This is a genomic window from Neorhizobium sp. NCHU2750 (assembly GCF_003597675.1).
GTDB lineage: Bacteria > Pseudomonadota > Alphaproteobacteria > Rhizobiales > Rhizobiaceae > Neorhizobium.
This window is the reverse complement of sequence record NZ_CP030827.1, coordinates 1,268,407-1,283,187: the sequence shown is the minus strand read 5'-3', so window position 1 is coordinate 1,283,187 and position 14,781 is coordinate 1,268,407. Positions and strand designations below refer to the sequence as shown.

Annotated in this window: 14 protein-coding genes; 13 read left to right on the top strand and 1 reads right to left on the bottom strand. The window is 55.6% G+C overall.

What is annotated here, in order from left to right:
* The first annotated feature begins 9 nt into the window (after positions 1 to 9).
* The 11 genes from NCHU2750_RS06250 to NCHU2750_RS06200 all read left to right on the top strand — a co-directional run bounded on the left by NCHU2750_RS06250 (position 10) and on the right by NCHU2750_RS06200 (position 11,442).
* A complete protein-coding gene (locus tag NCHU2750_RS06250; protein ID WP_119939664.1) occupies positions 10 to 348 on the top strand; it encodes a TrbC/VirB2 family type IV secretion system protein in 339 nt (112 codons plus the stop codon).
* Between the two features lies 1 nt (position 349).
* On the top strand, positions 350 to 649 hold the full coding sequence (locus tag NCHU2750_RS06245; RefSeq protein WP_119939663.1) for a VirB3 family type IV secretion system protein: 300 nt from the start codon (positions 350 to 352) through the stop codon (positions 647 to 649).
* 16 nt (positions 650 to 665) lie between these two features.
* Positions 666 to 3,125 (top strand): VirB4 family type IV secretion/conjugal transfer ATPase, encoded by a 2,460-nt coding sequence (locus tag NCHU2750_RS06240; protein ID WP_119939662.1) that lies wholly within the window; start codon positions 666 to 668, stop codon positions 3,123 to 3,125.
* Positions 3,122 to 4,204 (top strand): lytic transglycosylase domain-containing protein, encoded by a 1,083-nt coding sequence (locus NCHU2750_RS31210; protein WP_349509024.1) that lies wholly within the window; start codon positions 3,122 to 3,124, stop codon positions 4,202 to 4,204. The genes NCHU2750_RS06240 and NCHU2750_RS31210 overlap by 4 nt, the downstream gene beginning before the upstream one ends.
* A gap of 10 nt (positions 4,205 to 4,214) precedes the next feature.
* Positions 4,215 to 4,916 (top strand): type IV secretion system protein, encoded by a 702-nt coding sequence (locus NCHU2750_RS06230; RefSeq protein WP_119939660.1) that lies wholly within the window; start codon positions 4,215 to 4,217, stop codon positions 4,914 to 4,916.
* Between the two features lie 220 nt (positions 4,917 to 5,136).
* Positions 5,137 to 6,165, top strand: coding sequence for a TrbL/VirB6 family protein (locus NCHU2750_RS06225; protein ID WP_119939659.1), 1,029 nt, complete (start codon positions 5,137 to 5,139; stop codon positions 6,163 to 6,165).
* A gap of 26 nt (positions 6,166 to 6,191) precedes the next feature.
* Entirely contained in the window at positions 6,192 to 6,887 is a 696-nt protein-coding gene (locus NCHU2750_RS06220) for a VirB8 family type IV secretion system protein (RefSeq protein WP_119939658.1), read from the top strand.
* Complete coding sequence (locus NCHU2750_RS06215) at positions 6,884 to 7,672, top strand: TrbG/VirB9 family P-type conjugative transfer protein (RefSeq protein WP_119939657.1); 789 nt, start codon at positions 6,884 to 6,886, stop codon at positions 7,670 to 7,672. The genes NCHU2750_RS06220 and NCHU2750_RS06215 overlap by 4 nt, the downstream gene beginning before the upstream one ends.
* Complete coding sequence (gene virB10, locus NCHU2750_RS06210; RefSeq protein ID WP_119939656.1) at positions 7,669 to 8,850, top strand: type IV secretion system protein VirB10; 1,182 nt, start codon at positions 7,669 to 7,671, stop codon at positions 8,848 to 8,850. Before NCHU2750_RS06215 ends, virB10 begins: the two co-directional genes overlap by 4 nt.
* Positions 8,831 to 9,850 (top strand): P-type DNA transfer ATPase VirB11, encoded by a 1,020-nt coding sequence (virB11, locus tag NCHU2750_RS06205; RefSeq protein WP_119939655.1) that lies wholly within the window; start codon positions 8,831 to 8,833, stop codon positions 9,848 to 9,850. Before virB10 ends, virB11 begins: the two co-directional genes overlap by 20 nt.
* The gene (locus tag NCHU2750_RS06200) at positions 9,847 to 11,442 is read left to right on the top strand and encodes a type IV secretory system conjugative DNA transfer family protein (protein WP_502703827.1); all 1,596 of its coding nucleotides are present in this window, start codon (positions 9,847 to 9,849) and stop codon (positions 11,440 to 11,442) included. The genes virB11 and NCHU2750_RS06200 overlap by 4 nt, the downstream gene beginning before the upstream one ends.
* A gap of 54 nt (positions 11,443 to 11,496) precedes the next feature.
* Here NCHU2750_RS06200 and NCHU2750_RS06195 read toward each other — a convergent pair whose 3' ends face one another.
* Complete coding sequence (locus NCHU2750_RS06195; RefSeq protein WP_119943029.1) at positions 11,497 to 12,309, bottom strand: helix-turn-helix domain-containing protein; 813 nt, start codon at positions 12,307 to 12,309, stop codon at positions 11,497 to 11,499.
* Positions 12,310 to 12,492: 183 nt separating this feature from the next.
* Between NCHU2750_RS06195 and NCHU2750_RS06190 the strand changes: the two genes are divergently transcribed.
* A complete protein-coding gene (locus tag NCHU2750_RS06190) occupies positions 12,493 to 13,584 on the top strand; it encodes an ABC transporter ATP-binding protein (RefSeq protein WP_119939654.1) in 1,092 nt (363 codons plus the stop codon).
* A gap of 22 nt (positions 13,585 to 13,606) precedes the next feature.
* On the top strand, positions 13,607 to 14,770 hold the full coding sequence (locus NCHU2750_RS06185) for a polyamine ABC transporter substrate-binding protein (RefSeq protein ID WP_119939653.1): 1,164 nt from the start codon (positions 13,607 to 13,609) through the stop codon (positions 14,768 to 14,770).
* Positions 14,771 to 14,781 lie beyond the last annotated feature (11 nt).

Here is a 14,781-nt window from a genome sequence, read left to right as displayed (position 1 = left end):
AGAGATCCAATGCGCTGCATCAATTTGGCTTACAATCCCCACAGGCGTTCAATTGCGGTGGCCTTTGCCGTCCTTTGGTTTTCTGTTGCCCTGGCCGAACCCGCCTTGGCACAAACGACGAGCAGTGGCGCCTTTGCACCGTTGCAGACTGCCGTACAGATGATCGTCGACTTCATCACCGGGCCGTTCGGCCGGCTACTTGCCATCATTGCCGTGATCAGTCTGGGCTTCCTGGCTTTCGCGGGCCGGCTGTCTTGGTTCCTTGCCGGCGGCGTCATTCTTGGCATCGGCCTCGTCTTTGGCGCACCGACCATTGTTGACGAGATGATTTCAGCGGTGGGGCAGTGAGATGGAGCCGTTAATTGAAGACAAGCCGATTCTGACCCCCGTGGTGATCGGGCTCACACGTCCGCCGATGTTGTGGGGCGTTCCGTATATCGCCATGGTGATTGTCATCGCACTGACAATCATTGCTTGGCTGGCGACCAATCGATTTGCCGCGCTTGGGCTCGCGCCTGTGGTTTACGTCATTTTATTTTCGCTTTGTGCGTCGGACGTGAAGTGTCTCGACGTGATGCAAGTCGCCTGCCAACGCACCCCAAGAACGCCAAACAGAACGTTCTGGGGCGCCACCTCCTACGGTCCATAATCAAGAAGGGCGCGTCATGCTCAAAACAATTAAGCAAGAACTGGGATTGGGGCGCAAGGCGGCAAGCGAGCGATCCATGGCGCGCCATATCCCGTATTTGCGGCACAAATCCAAGACCGTGATCGGACTTGAAAACGGCGCTCTGGCAAGCGTTATCAAACTTGAGGGGCTGTTCTTTCAGACAGAAGACCAGGCCGAGCTAAATATGCGCTCGGTCGTGCAAAACACCATGCTCCGTTCACTCGGATCAAGTCGCTATTCGCTCTGGTCGACCGTCATCCGAAGACAGGTTGATGCCGATCTCGGTGGGCATTTTGACGATCCGTTCTGCCGGCTGCTCAACGAGCGCTATATGGAGCATCTGCAAAGAAAGCGGATGTTCACCAATGAACTTTACCTGACAGTGGTTCGCGCCAGGCCCGACAGCGTACTTGGCGCTGGCGAAGCTTTGCGACAGGTCACGCGCCTTTTTAGACGGCGGCCAGATCCCGTGTCGACGAACGGCGAAATCGCGGAATTTGAGGAGCTTGTCGCGCGCCTTGTGCAAGACTTGAGCAAATATAGCGCACGAGTTTTGGGAGTTGCATCTCGCACGAACTCGGGTCGATCCTTGCCCTCATTCCCTTGCGAAGACCAGCCCGACGTCTTTCCTTATTCAGAGCCTTGCGAGTTCTTCAACACGCTTTTGAGCGGCGGCGTCTATCATCAGATGCGTCTACCAAGGATGGGGATTTGCAATTTCCTCGGCACGTCACGACTGCATTTCGGCCGAAGAAGCTTGATGGTGCAGGCGGCGACCGCAGCCGAGCACCGATATGCTGCCATGCTTTCGATTAAGGAATATCCGCCGTTTACGGGTCCGGGCATTCTCGATGGCCTTTTGCAAATCGATCACGAGTTCATCCTCACCCAATCCTTCACCATCGCCGATCGACCGATCGCGCAAGAGCGGATAAGCCGTTTGCAAAGACAACTCAGTACCTCGGACGAGGCAGGCAGTTCGGTCGAAGATGATATCCATTTCGCGCTCAATAGCCTTCTCAACCAGGAGGCCGTTTTCGGCACGCACCATCTATCCCTCCTATGCCTGTCGCGCGACATTGACGGTCTTGGCAAATCCGTCAGTGAGCTTGGTGGCTGCCTGACGGATATGAACATCACCTGGCTGCGTGAAGACCTCAATCTGGAGGCCGCCTTTTGGGCACAGCTTCCCGGCAATCACGCCTATATTGCCCGCAAGGCATTGCTCTCGAGTGCCAATTTCTCCGGCCTTTCATCGATGCATAATTTTGCGATCGGCCAGACAGACCACTGCCACTGGGATACGCCGATCACCATTTTGGAGACCGCGTCACAGACGCCTTACTTCTTTTCTTTTCACCAGCGCGACATTGGTCACTTCCTGGTAACAGGCCCGACGGGTTCGGGAAAAACGGTCGTACTGACCTTTATGCTGGCGCAGGCAATGCGTGTTTCCCCCTGCCCTCGTGCGGTGTTTTTTGACAAGGATCGTGGGGCAGAGATCTTTATCCGAGCAATTGGTGGGACCTACGACATTTTGACCCCGGGGACACAAACTGGCTTCAATCCCCTTCAGCTCGACAATACAGGCCCAAATTTCGAATTCCTGTTGCGCTTGATCAAGACCATGCTGTGCGGCGAGGGTCGCGGCCATGCGAGCCAGGAGGATGCTGATCTTGTCGAACGCGCGCTGTTTCGCCTTATGCGCGAACCCAAGCCGCAACGAACACTTGGCCATTTCGCAGCGTTGCTTGCCGGTGGCGCCCGCTCAAACGCCAACGATCTCTCCGCTCGGCTTCACAGCTGGATCGATGGCGACAAGGCCTGGCTCTTTAATGCCCCACAAGACCTGCTTTCACTGGACACTCATCGTGTCTTCGGCTTCGACATGACGCATATTCTGTCGAATAGCGACGTGCGCACGCCTGCCCTTATGTATCTTTATCACCGCATTGATGAGCTTTTGACCGGCGAACCGGTGATGTTCTTCATGGACGAAGGCTGGCGATTGTTGGCGGATGATAGCTTTAGCGACTTCATCGTCGACAAGATGAAAACCATTCGCAAGCTGAACGGGATCGTCGGCTTCGGCACCCAATCTGCCTCCGACATAGGACAGGCGAAGGCCGCCCACACGTTGATAGAGCAGGCTGCAACACATATCCATTTTCCAAATCCCCGTGCCGATATGGAGAGTTACGTTGAGCGGTTCGGCCTGACATTGAAGGAATTTTCGTTCCTCAAGACAAGTCCACCGGAAAAGCGAAGCTTTCTGATCAAGCACGGCAAGGATTCCGTGATCGCCAAGCTGGACCTGTCCACCATGCCCGATCTCGTCAAGGTCCTGTCGGGACGCAAGCAAAGCATCGACGAATGCGAGGCATTACGTGCGCGGCTCGGCGAAGCTGCATGGCGGTGGCTTCCGGAATTTTGTGGTTGGGATCAAGAATCATGAGCAAGGTGCTGCTGTCATCATTTCTCGTGACGTTGAGTGTTTGGCCGTCTCCGCCGGCACAGGCGCAAATGCAGGTGACCGACGATGCCGTGATCGCCAGGCAATCGGCACGGGAGGACGCGACAAGCGACATTGACGATGTTGATCAAAGGCACCTTTCCGCCAGCCAAGGCCTCAGTTGCGCGCAATTTCGCCCTGGGCAGGCCAATGACGCCGCTTCAGCGTCGACGGCCAACCCACAAATCGTTTCACGAGCAAGGCAGATTGCCCGTGAAGAAGGCGTTGATGAAGCCCTTTTCTTATCGTTGATCTATCAGGAAAGCCGCTTCAATGCCTGTGCCACGTCATCTGCTGGAGCGATCGGTTTGACGCAACTCATGCCGGCGACAGCGGCAGACCTTGGCATCGATCCCTATGACGTCGATGACAATTTACGAGGCGGCGCGCGCTATTTGAAACAGCAATTGTCGACGTTCCATGGCGACACGACGCTCGCGCTCGCAGCCTACAATGCCGGGCCTGGAAATGTTCAAGCTTATGGCGGTGTTCCACCGTTCAAGGAGACTGAGAGCTACGTCACGGCGATTACGCAGCGATGGCTTCCAAGCTTGGGCGGTGAGGCCTCCGGCAATAAAATTCCGGTCGCGAGCGGCGGTGGGACTGCCGCATTCGTTCAATCCAGGGCGAGGACGTTGTCTGCTGCCGGGCGATCGATGGCTATCTCCGACGGGAGCTCAGATATTGTCGCCTTCTGGGCGACGATCGCAGCCATTGCTCCGGGTACCATCCATCAAAGTTGGGATCATAATTCGACGGCACGCAGCGCCAATGTTGAGATGATCAATCAGATGGTTTCAACGGCAGCCATGATTGCAGATCTCGTGAATGCGAGGCGGCTCTTGGCGGCCAGTGGCTTGTCCGGATCGGCACAGGCCGTTCGGTCTTTGCCGCAATCATCACCACCCAAGGGCGACACGTTATGCAACGGCGATGATGGCTCGACCGGATCAAGCCCGCCCGTGTGCGCCAACAGCCCCTCGGATACGGACGACATGGAGTTGAAACTAAGTTTCCTTTGAGGAGGACGTTATGCGGATTCTGATTTGCAATCTTCTCAGCCTTTTCATTGTAATCCCGGCCTATGCTCAGGTCCCCGTGATTGATGACGCCAATCTTGACGTTGCCAAGCACACGGCGCAGACGACAGATGAGATTCTCGATACGAATAAGCGGGTTCTCGATACGGTCGATGATACGTTAAAGGCGGTGACCGGCGAGCGTGGACGTGTATCGAATGCAATGCAAGGGCTCGCTCTTGGCACCGGCTTCAGCGTTGCGCAAATGCCAGGGCTCGATCAGATCTTGGCGAGCGGCATGGCCAATTTCGGCACCGTCAAAGGCGACATCGCAACCTCGGCCACGACATTTCTCAACAGTCTGAAGTTGTTAGAAAACCTTTCGGGGCAAAAGGACAGCGGCTTTGCCAGCGACATGTCCTACCAACAGCTGGTCAAGACGGTTTTGGGAACCGCCGCCGTGGTCGAGGGCGCGCAACAGGCTGTGCAGTCGCGCCGCTCGGCGCTTGAGGCGGCCGGGGCCAGTATTGGTCAAGCACCCGACATCAAAGGCTCGCTTGATCAAAATACACAATTGCAGGTCCAATCGGGGCTGACGATCAACGAGTTGATCGGCGTGATGAACAGCGCGGTCATGTCGCTGCAGGCAGATAACCAGCGGCGGCTGACAGATATGTCGAACTCCAAGAAGGCCCTCACCTATAACCGCGAGTAGAGACGATGCTGAAGGTTTTGTCGCTTGGCATGCTCGTTGCGCTTTACGGCTGCGGTAGCGGTTACAGGGAGCGCAAAGCCCCATGTTTGCGCCCAATAACTGCAACCGCCTACGGGCCGGACGATAGCGCAGAATGCGGTCCGCTATCGAAGATCAACGTCGCGCGATCGGACGGGCTCGCGGCAATTGAGCACCTCTTGGGGCCGTAGGAGGATCCAGCATGGAAGATGTCATTGGCGCCCTGCTCGACAGGGTCGAACAGACCGGCGCCCATTTTTGCGAACAGGCCTATGGGATCGTCGGCCAACAAGTCCTGCCCGTCATGACGGTTTTGTTCATCGCCTATGTCGGGTTTTATGGCCTTCAGTTGCTGACGGGTACAGCACGGGTCACGGTCGGCGAGATCATCGGTCGACTTGTGCGCATGCTCGTCATCTTGGCATTGCTACGGCAATGGCAAAACTTCGACGCACTCTTTTATGATTGGCTAAGCCATACCCCGGAAGCTGTCGGACGAGCAATCTTGTCGGCGAGTGGAACGGGTATTAGCGAGCCGACCGACGGCCTGTCGCAGATTTGGGGTACGGCTAATCAGGCGGCATCTGCGTTTGCCGAGCAATCGGGATATTTTTCGGTTTTGCCATCGATGATCGGTTTCTTGATCATGCTGTGCGTTGCCGTTTTCGTGGCTGTCGCGCTGGCTATCCTGCTTCTTGCCAAAGTGATGATGTGGGTCTTGGTCGGCACGGCGCCGATCTTCATCGGCTGTATGCTATTTGAGCCTTCGCAAGGGCTTGGGCGTGCCTGGCTTCAACAGGTTCTGACCTATGCGCTTATCCCACTTTTCGTTTATGTCATCGCTGCCTTTTTGATTTCGGCGATGGATCCGGAACTGACCAAGGTTACCAATGCGGCCGGCCAACGCGCGCTGCAATTAAGCGACGTTTCGGCCTTTCTGTTGCTGTGCTGCGCCGGCGCGTTCGTCCTTTTCAATATTCAGGTGATGGCCCAGGGGATTACCGGCGGGATCGCGGTCGGAATTGGCCGGATTGCCCGTAACATCAGCCAATTGACAGGCATGGCACTTCCCAAGGCCATGTTGAGCGGCGGCCGTGTGATGGCGGGCCGGCTCGGCACGATCGGTTTTCAGACGAGAGATCGGACCTTCAGGCTCGCAAGGCAGAATATCCGCGATAGCGCGGCGAAATCCATTGAAAGGGGTATTCGCCGAAACAGCCAGGCCGTTTGAGACAGCACCATGGGGAGAGTGATGGGATGACGAAATCGCAAGATGACGCCTTATTTGGCTATTTCCAGGATGGCGAGCGCTGGGAGCATGAATTGCTGAGATCTGCCCGCCGTTCGCGCGTCGTCGCTTGGTGTGTGGCCGGCACGTTTGCGGTCCTCACTATGATGGCGCTCACTGCAACGGTTGCGCTTTTGCCGCTCAAATCGTTTGACCCCTATATCGTCGAGGTCGATCGCAACACCGGCTATATCGAGGTGAAATCCGGACTGACCAAGCCGCTCGACTTTACAAGTCTCCAGGCGGTGACGCAGGCCAATATTGTGCGCTATATCCGAGCACGCGAGGCCTATGATCCCTTTGCCATCTCCGAGAATTTTGGGCTCGCAGCGTTGCTTTCGACAGATGACGCCGCACGGCAATTGCAATCGCTTTATCGGGCGGCCAATCCTGACAATCCGGTCGACCGATACGGCAAGGACAAGTCGGTCGCGGTATCGATCAAGTCGGTCGCATTTCCCAATCAAAGCACATCGCTTGTGAGGTTTTCCACGACTGAGACGTCAGAGACAAACAGCGTTACGAGGCATTTCATCTCGATTGTCCGCTATCGCTATACCGAAACACCCATTCGCAACGATTGGCGTTTCGACAATCCATTGGGCTTTCAGGTCTATCAGTATCGCCGCGAGCAGGAGACAGTCGATGCGGGGGAGACACGATGATGGGAGGCAGAGTTCTCACAGTGATCGCCCTTATGTTGCCGATGCCTGTCTTGGCTAGCCAGTTGCCAGCGCCAGGTCATGATGATCGGAGGATCACGAGCGTCGTCTATCAGCCAAACAATGTCTTGAAGGTCGAAGCGACCTATGGTGTCTCTACGATGATTGTCTTTGACGATGACGAGAAATTTGAAACGATTTCGCTCGGCGACACGGAGAGCTGGCAGGTAGCACCGACCGAGAAAGGCAACATTCTCTTCGTCAAACCGGTGGCCAAAAACGTGGGGACGAACATGAATGTCGTAACCACCAAGCGGATCTATTTCCTGGAGCTCAGCGACCACGCGCCGAGGGAGAATAAAGAGATCTTTGGCATCCGTTTCATCTATCCCGAAAAGGCAGCAGAGGCTGCCTTGCTCCAGGAGGCACAAAGACGGGCGGCATTTCCCAATATCTTTGGCCTCGACACGAAGAAGATCAACTCAAACTATAGCTTTTCCGGCGATGCCGGCTTGAAGCCGAGTATGATGTTCGATGACGGGACCAAGACATTCCTGCGCTTTGAAGCGGATGTCCCGGCGATATTTGCCGTGAGAGCGGGCGGCAGCGAGACATTGCGCAATTTCCGCAAGGAGGGAGCCTATATCGTCGTCGACGGGGTCGAAGGCCAGTATACGCTGCGCGATGGCGAGCGCTGGGCTTGCGTCTTCAATCTCTCGGCTTCTGTTGCAAACATGAAGGTCCACAAGGTTTCAGCTAGGCATGAAAGCAGAAGGGGTTCGCGATGACCATGACACCCGAACTCGAAGCGCTCCATGCAGAAGACCACATCCCGGTCGCCAATCGAAACGCCAAACGCAATTACAGGCTTGTGGTCACGGCGCTCGTGGGCAGCGGTGCGATCGCTATTTATCTGGCCTTGTCCAGTGCGCATGACAAAGCGGTGGACAATCTTCAAAATGACGAGGAATTTCGCACGACCTCATTTCGGCCTCCGTCTTTTCTCAGGCAAGCGACATCGCAACCGCCACCTAAGCCTGCAGTCATTGCTCTGCCCGCACCACAGCCTGCGCCGGTACCGGTCACCTCATCGGCTGCCCCTGCCCCGGTAGAGGCACACAATGACCTACCGTTCGTCGAAGAATTTCCAGAGCGCTACCGATCAAAACTCTTGTCGATGGACCAGCGTGGTGTCGGCGACCACGTCCAAGAAATGAGCGGAGAGGCAAACGGTTCGACGGTGGCCGGCGACGATAAAGCGAGCCGTTACCTCAACACTGCGTCGCACTTATCGGACCGCAGCGCGAGGGCGCGCCAGATCGCACGTATCGATGCTGTCGTTCCTGAGGGAACCATGATCCCGGGCATTTTAGAAACAGCGGTCAATAGCGACCTGCCTGGTCAGATTAGAGCAATCACCGCCGAGGATGTCTACTCCTTCGATGGCCGCAGGCTTTTGATACCGACAGGAACACGCCTGATTGGTGAATATCAATCCGATATCACCCGAGGGCAAAGGCGGATCTTTGTGGTCTGGACGCGCCTTATCCGCAATGACGGTGTGACGGTGAGATTGAACTCGATCGGAGCAGACGGTCTTGGCCGCTCGGGACTGACTGGACATGTCGACAATAAGTTCAAGGAACGTTTTGGCTCGGCAATCCTCTTGTCGATCGTGGGTGCTGGTGCAAGCTATCTGACCGGCTATGGCAGCGACGAGGCGTCAGGTGACAGTGATGATGCGAAGCGCGCTGAAGAATTGGCCCGTGACACGATCGCCCGCACGTTCAGTTCGATGGCCAATACAGTACTGTCGGAAAATCTGCGGATCCAGCCCACCATCAACATTGCCCAGGGTGAGCGGATCTTCGTCTACGTCCGTCAAGATCTGGATTTCAGTGATTTCTATCCCGATCCGGTTTCCGAGGCGATGAAGGAGATCAGGCGTGAGCGTCAGACCCGATGATAATGTCAAAGAGAAAAGTCATTACTTTCTTCACCGCGCGCTGCAACCGCTTCAGCCTTTCCTCGACGACCCTCTGGTCGTGGAGATTGCGGTCAATCGCCCGACAAGCGTGTTTGTCGAGCGCCTCGGCGCCAAGATGATGGAGCATCATCAAATCCCGGGTTTGACTGGAGACGAAATCAGAAATATCGGCGAGCGGGTCGCGGCCTTGAGCGGGCAATTTGTCAATCGGGAAAACCCGTTACTGAGCGCATCGCTACCGAGTGGTGAGCGGATCCAATGCGTTCTTCCGCCGGCCGCGCCGGATGGCGGCGCGGTGTCCATCCGCAAGCAGGTAGTCAACGCCTTTTCTCTTGATGACCTGCGAGATGCCGGTGCGCTCAGTGGCAGTGAGGGCGCGTTGCAGCAACAGGCATCCACCGATGCAATGCTCGCAGCGCATCGTGATGCCGGCCGGATATATGATTTTATCCGTCTTGCACTATGCCAGCGGGTGTCTGTGTTGATCAGCGGCGGCACGTCGTCGGGCAAGACGACCTTGCTCAATGCATGTTTGCAGGCAGTCGATAAACACGAGCGGATCGTCACGATCGAGGACACGCGTGAGCTTTACCCACCGCAGGAAAACACTGTTCATCTCCTAGCATCCAAGGGAGATCAGAGTGCAGCAAGCGTGACGATCCAGTCGCTGCTTGAAGCATCCTTGCGGATGCGGCCGGATCGATTGTTTGTTGGTGAGATCCGAGGGGGCGAAGCCTTTTCCTTTTTAAGGGCAATCAACACGGGCCATCCGGGAAGTATTTCCACGGTCCATGCGGATACGCCGCTCGGCGCATATGAGCAGGTGATCATGATGGTGATGCAATCGGGACTGGCGAGCGGCTTTTCAAAAGCGGATTTGTTATCCTATATCCAGACCGTCATACCGATTGTGATCCAGCTGCGCCGGGAAGGCGGCCGCCGCGGGGTCGCGGACATATATTTTGCAAGGCGTCCATGATGAAGGATCGGCTGAAGCTCCTGTCCATCATAATTGCCGCCTCAGCCGGATTAGTTGTCTGGCTCCTCGCTTATGGCGTTCTTTTGCGCATTCTCTCCGGCGACGCGACGATGCTGGATTTGATGATCAAGACTGAACCGTTTGCGCCGGTAAAGCAGTTCTGGGACCATATAGAAAACGCCAGAGTACAAAGGATCGCATTGATATCGCTTTTTCCGGCTCTTTTGGCCTCCAGCATTTTGATCATCGCCATCAGAAGAAAGGAGTTTCATCCGCTCGGCAATGCGTCGTTTCAAGATATGGCGTCCTTGCGAAAAGCGCGATGGTTTCGCAAAGACGGGCATATTCTTGGCCGCATCGGACATAGGACACTGCGGGTCATGGATGAACGCCATCACATTGTGATCGGACCGACACGGTCGGGAAAGGGGCTGAGCTACGTTATTCCGAATGCTCTGGCCCATAAGGGTTCGATGATCGTCACAGACCTCAAGGGCGAGATATTTCTAAATACGGCAGACTTCCGCCGCCGAAATGGCAATGCGGTTTTTGTTTTTGCGCCGGGCAGTCAGAATAGCAATTGCTATAATCCGCTTGATTTCATCCGCGGCGAACCGGGTGATCGCACAACCGACATTCAAAATATTGCCGATATGCTCATCCCGGAAACGTCAGGGTCCGAGAATGCGATCTGGCAGTCGACAGCACAGCAGGTTTTGGCCGGCATTATCAGCTACATCACCGAAAGCCCAAGATATGAGGGGCGGCGCAGCTTTGGCGAGATCAACAGCTTCATCAATAGCGGTGAGGCGCTGCAATCGACGTTCGAAGACATCAAGGCGGCTGAGCCCTACCTGTCCAAGTTTACGATCGAAAGCTTCAACAGCTATATCGGCCTATCGGAACGAGCTGCACAGTCGGCACTTCTGGATTTGCAGAAGGCGATGCGCCCCTTCAAGAACGAAAAGATCGTGATGGCGACCAGCACGACCGACATTGAGCTTAGCGCGATACAGAGCCGACCAGTGACGATCTACATCGCCCCGAACATTTCGGATTTGAACCTGTTGAGGCCGCTCACGGCCCTTTTTGTTCAGCAGATTTTGAGCCTTTTGACACGCGAGCTCAATACGGCACGCATGCCGGTCTATTTTCTCCTTGATGAATTTTGCCAATTGAAGCGCATGGACGAGATCGTCGGAAAGCTTCCCTTCGTCGCCGGTTATAATATCAAACTTGCCTTCGTCGTTCAGGATCTAAAAAGTCTCGACGCTGTCTATGGTGAAAATCTGCGCCAATCTCTTTTGGCCAATTGCGGCTACCAACTCATTCTCGGCGCCAATGATCTCGCAACCGCCGACTACGTGTCCCGCGCGCTTGGCAAGACGACGATCAAGTTTAAGACCCTATCAAGGAGTGGGGATTTATTCGGCCAATCGCGTCTTTCCAAGACCGAACAGGTGCGAGAGCGCGACCTTATGATGTCGCAGGAAATCCGCGAAATGCCAGGCGGGCAGATGCTGATCTTGTGCGAAGGACAAAAACCGATTTTGGCGCAAAAACCAAAGTGCCTTGCTCGTCGAGCACGGTAAGCCTGCTTTTGCGGTATTCTGCCGGCTTATCACTCAACGGTGCCTGTGCTCTTGTCACTGCATGCTTTTTAGGTAGAGCGAGAGCAATTGGGTTTGTGATGAAATGCCGAGCTTTCGATAGACGTTTCGTCGATGAACCTTCACCGTTCCGGTGGAGATATCGAGCTTGAGGCCGATCGATTCGGACGAGTGCCCCTGCAGCACAAGATCGACGATCGCCGTTTCACGGGCGGTTAGATTAAGCCCTAGCCAGGCGGTGTCGGCAGCAGCAATATCGGCCTTTCGGTCGGGTCGCCGAGTTTGGTCACGGCCGCAAGACAGTTGCCGATCGAAGCGGGAGGCAAAGCTATTCCAATATTGCCCGACCATGGCGGAAATCAGCGGCTCGATGGCTTGGAGCTTGGAAAACTCCACGGGCGGGAAGCCCCCCCTGCTCTTCTTGCGCATGAGAGATAGGACGATTGTGATATTGTGATCTACATTGACGAAAAATCCAACCTCTTCGGCAAGTCCTGTTTGGACGTAGTAGTTGCGATAATATTCGCTTGAGAAGAAGCGGTCTGGCGCCAGGTCGCGCATGCGTAACACGCCTTGGCGGTGCTCGATCGCAGCGTGATAGAATGGGTCCAAGAAATACGGCCCGGCCTGATAAAGGGCTACGAAGACAATGTGTTCGGCGCTATCGAAAGTGGAATAGAGATCGATCGGCCGCTCATTTCCACGGTACGCGAAGGCGACCACATAGTCGAAACTCACCAACGAGGCCATGATCTGGCAAAATGTCTCGCCAAACTGTGCGTCAGTCATGGTGGTTTTCCCGACCGTCGTATTGAGGGCCGTCGAGAGAGCCTCAAGGTCGATACCCATTAATTCGCCCCTAAACTCCAAAATCTTCTTACTTGAGACATATATCTTCCATCCGGCTAACGGTTCGAAAATACCTCTTTCGGGGTATATACCGGCTGATGGGGTCAGACTTAGTGTTTCATCAACAGACGGTGGCAAAGGCAGCAGAGACTGCCGCACCCAGACCAACCGCAGGGAACAGACGTGGCATCCGCTTCGACGAACGACATCGAATTTCGTTCAGTGACCAAGGCCTATGGTCAGGTGACTGCTGTAGGCGATATAAATTTGAATGTGCCGAAGGGCGCCTTTTTGGCGTTGCTCGGACCGTCCGGCTGCGGCAAGACAACGTGCTTGAGGATGATCGGCGGCTTCGAACAACCCAGCGAGGGTACAGTGTTGATCGCCGGCCGGGAGATGAACGGCGTTCCCGCCTATCAGCGGCCGGTCAACATGGTCTTCCAGCATTACGCCTTGTTTCCACATTTCGACGTCGAGGAGAATGTCGCCTATGGGCTGAAGCAGATGCGGCCGAAGATTGCCGCATCTGAGATTGCACGCCGTGTCGGCGAGGCGTTGGACATGGTGAGACTTAGCGGCTTTGGGAGACGTCGCATTCACGAAATGTCTGGCGGCCAACAGCAGCGGGTGGCACTTGCTCGCGCTATCGTCAACCGTCCTTCCGTCCTGTTGCTTGATGAGCCACTCGCAGCGCTCGACAAGAAGCTCCGCTCGGCCATGCAAATCGAGTTGCAGACGTTGCAGCGAGAGCTTGGCATTACATTCGTCCTCGTCACCCACGACCAGGAAGAGGCGCTGTCCATGGCAGACCTGGTTTGCGTCATGAGCGGCGGGCGCATTCGCCAGATCGGGTCGCCGCAGGACGTCTATGATCGGCCCGAGGATCTGTTTGTCGCCGACTTCGTTGGCAAGACCAACCAGTTTCCGGTCATGATGGAGACGGATGGCAAGACACTACGCCTGAGCGATGGATCGGCGATCGCTTCAAGCGGGGCGCTTGCGCCGGGTGCAGCGATTGCGGCGCTTCGGCCAGAGGCCATCCGCATGAGCCGTGCCAAGTCGACGGACCTGGCCTCATTTAAGGGACTGGTCACTCATCGGATCTTCCTCGGCTCATCGGCGGAGTATGCGGTAACCGTAGCCGGACTTGGTGATTTCTTCATCACGGCGGACAGACACGGTCTTAACGATCATGATCTGGTCGCGCCGGGCGAAGAAGTCTTTTTAGGCTTCGACCCGGCCACATTACACGTCTTTTCAGCATCGAATGCATAAACCAAAACAAGGGAACAGCATCATGAGCAAAGACTACAAGGATAATCTGCCGATCTCCGCTGAAGGCTTTATGGATGAATTTATGCGCCTCAAGCGCGGTTCGGTTAGCCGTCGGTATTTTTTGGGCGTGACCGGGCTTGGGCTTGCCAGCGCCGTCATGACACGTTTTCCCGGCGCGCTATCGACACCGGCCATGGCCGCAGACGATCTCGGCAGCCAGATGTCGATTGCGACCTGGCCCAACTACCACGATCCGGCAACATTTGAGAACTTCAAAAGGGCGACAGGTGTTGCCGTTGAAGTCAATGTCTTCGGTTCGAACGAGGAAATGCTCGCCAAGCTTCAGGCTGGCGCATCCGGTTGGTCGCTCTTCGTGCCGACCAATTACACGATCTCGACCTATCACAAGCTTGGACTGATCGACGAACTCGATCTTAAAAAGCTGGCGAATTTCAGTCAGACGACGGAAAACCCGCGCTTTACCAAAGAAGGCCAGATCGACGGCAAGACCTATGCCGTTCCGAAAAATTGGGGCACGACCGGATTCTCGGTCAACACCTCGAAGATCAAGACAAAGCTTTCGAGCTGGAAGGATTTCTTTGAGATCGCCCAGACAGAGGCGGATGGCCGAGCCATGGTGCATGACTATCAATTGACGACGATCGGCAGCGCCTTGGTGTCCCTTGGCTATGACTTCAACTCGATCAAAGCGGACGAACTGGCCAAGGCCGAAGAGCTGCTGATTAAGGTCAAGCCGCACCTCTTCGCTATCAATTCCGACTATCAACCATCAATGCGCTCGACCGACGCGTGGCTGACCATGTGCTGGACCAATGATGGTGCACAGCTCAACCGCGACATGCCAGAAATTGCCTATGTGTTAGGTAAGGACGGCGGCGAGATCTGGACCGACTATTATGCGATCCCGAAGGATGCGCCCAATAAGGCCGCCGGCTATGCTCTGTTGAACTATCTCATGGATCCGCAAAATGCGGTCAAAGAGCATATTGCAAATGGCGCTCCGGCAACCGACAGCCGCGTCATCGATCTGTTGCCGAAGGACATTACCAGCAACAAGATTGTTTATCCCGAGGAGGCCGCGTTGACGCCGCTCGAGTTTGGCGCAGCGGTGACGCTTACGGATCCGGGGCGAGCTGAGCTCATGGCGCGTTTCAAGTCTGCTTGACCACTCGATAA

Excerpts from the sequence above, each read along its gene's own strand:
- NCHU2750_RS06250 (WP_119939664.1), top strand. The coding sequence starts at position 10 with ATGCGCTGCATCAATTTGGCTTACAATCCCCACAGGCGTTCAATTGCG.
- NCHU2750_RS06245 (WP_119939663.1), top strand. The coding sequence starts at position 350 with ATGGAGCCGTTAATTGAAGACAAGCCGATTCTGACCCCCGTGGTGATC.
- NCHU2750_RS06240 (WP_119939662.1), top strand. The coding sequence starts at position 666 with ATGCTCAAAACAATTAAGCAAGAACTGGGATTGGGGCGCAAGGCGGCA.
- NCHU2750_RS31210 (WP_349509024.1), top strand. The coding sequence starts at position 3,122 with ATGAGCAAGGTGCTGCTGTCATCATTTCTCGTGACGTTGAGTGTTTGG.
- NCHU2750_RS06230 (WP_119939660.1), top strand. The coding sequence starts at position 4,215 with ATGCGGATTCTGATTTGCAATCTTCTCAGCCTTTTCATTGTAATCCCG.
- NCHU2750_RS06225 (WP_119939659.1), top strand. The coding sequence starts at position 5,137 with ATGGAAGATGTCATTGGCGCCCTGCTCGACAGGGTCGAACAGACCGGC.
- NCHU2750_RS06220 (WP_119939658.1), top strand. The coding sequence starts at position 6,192 with ATGACGAAATCGCAAGATGACGCCTTATTTGGCTATTTCCAGGATGGC.
- NCHU2750_RS06215 (WP_119939657.1), top strand. The coding sequence starts at position 6,884 with ATGATGGGAGGCAGAGTTCTCACAGTGATCGCCCTTATGTTGCCGATG.
- virB10 (WP_119939656.1), top strand. The coding sequence starts at position 7,669 with ATGACCATGACACCCGAACTCGAAGCGCTCCATGCAGAAGACCACATC.
- NCHU2750_RS06200 (WP_502703827.1), top strand. The coding sequence starts at position 9,847 with ATGATGAAGGATCGGCTGAAGCTCCTGTCCATCATAATTGCCGCCTCA.
- NCHU2750_RS06195 (WP_119943029.1), bottom strand. The coding sequence starts at position 12,309 with ATGGGTATCGACCTTGAGGCTCTCTCGACGGCCCTCAATACGACGGTC.
- NCHU2750_RS06185 (WP_119939653.1), top strand. The coding sequence starts at position 13,607 with ATGAGCAAAGACTACAAGGATAATCTGCCGATCTCCGCTGAAGGCTTT.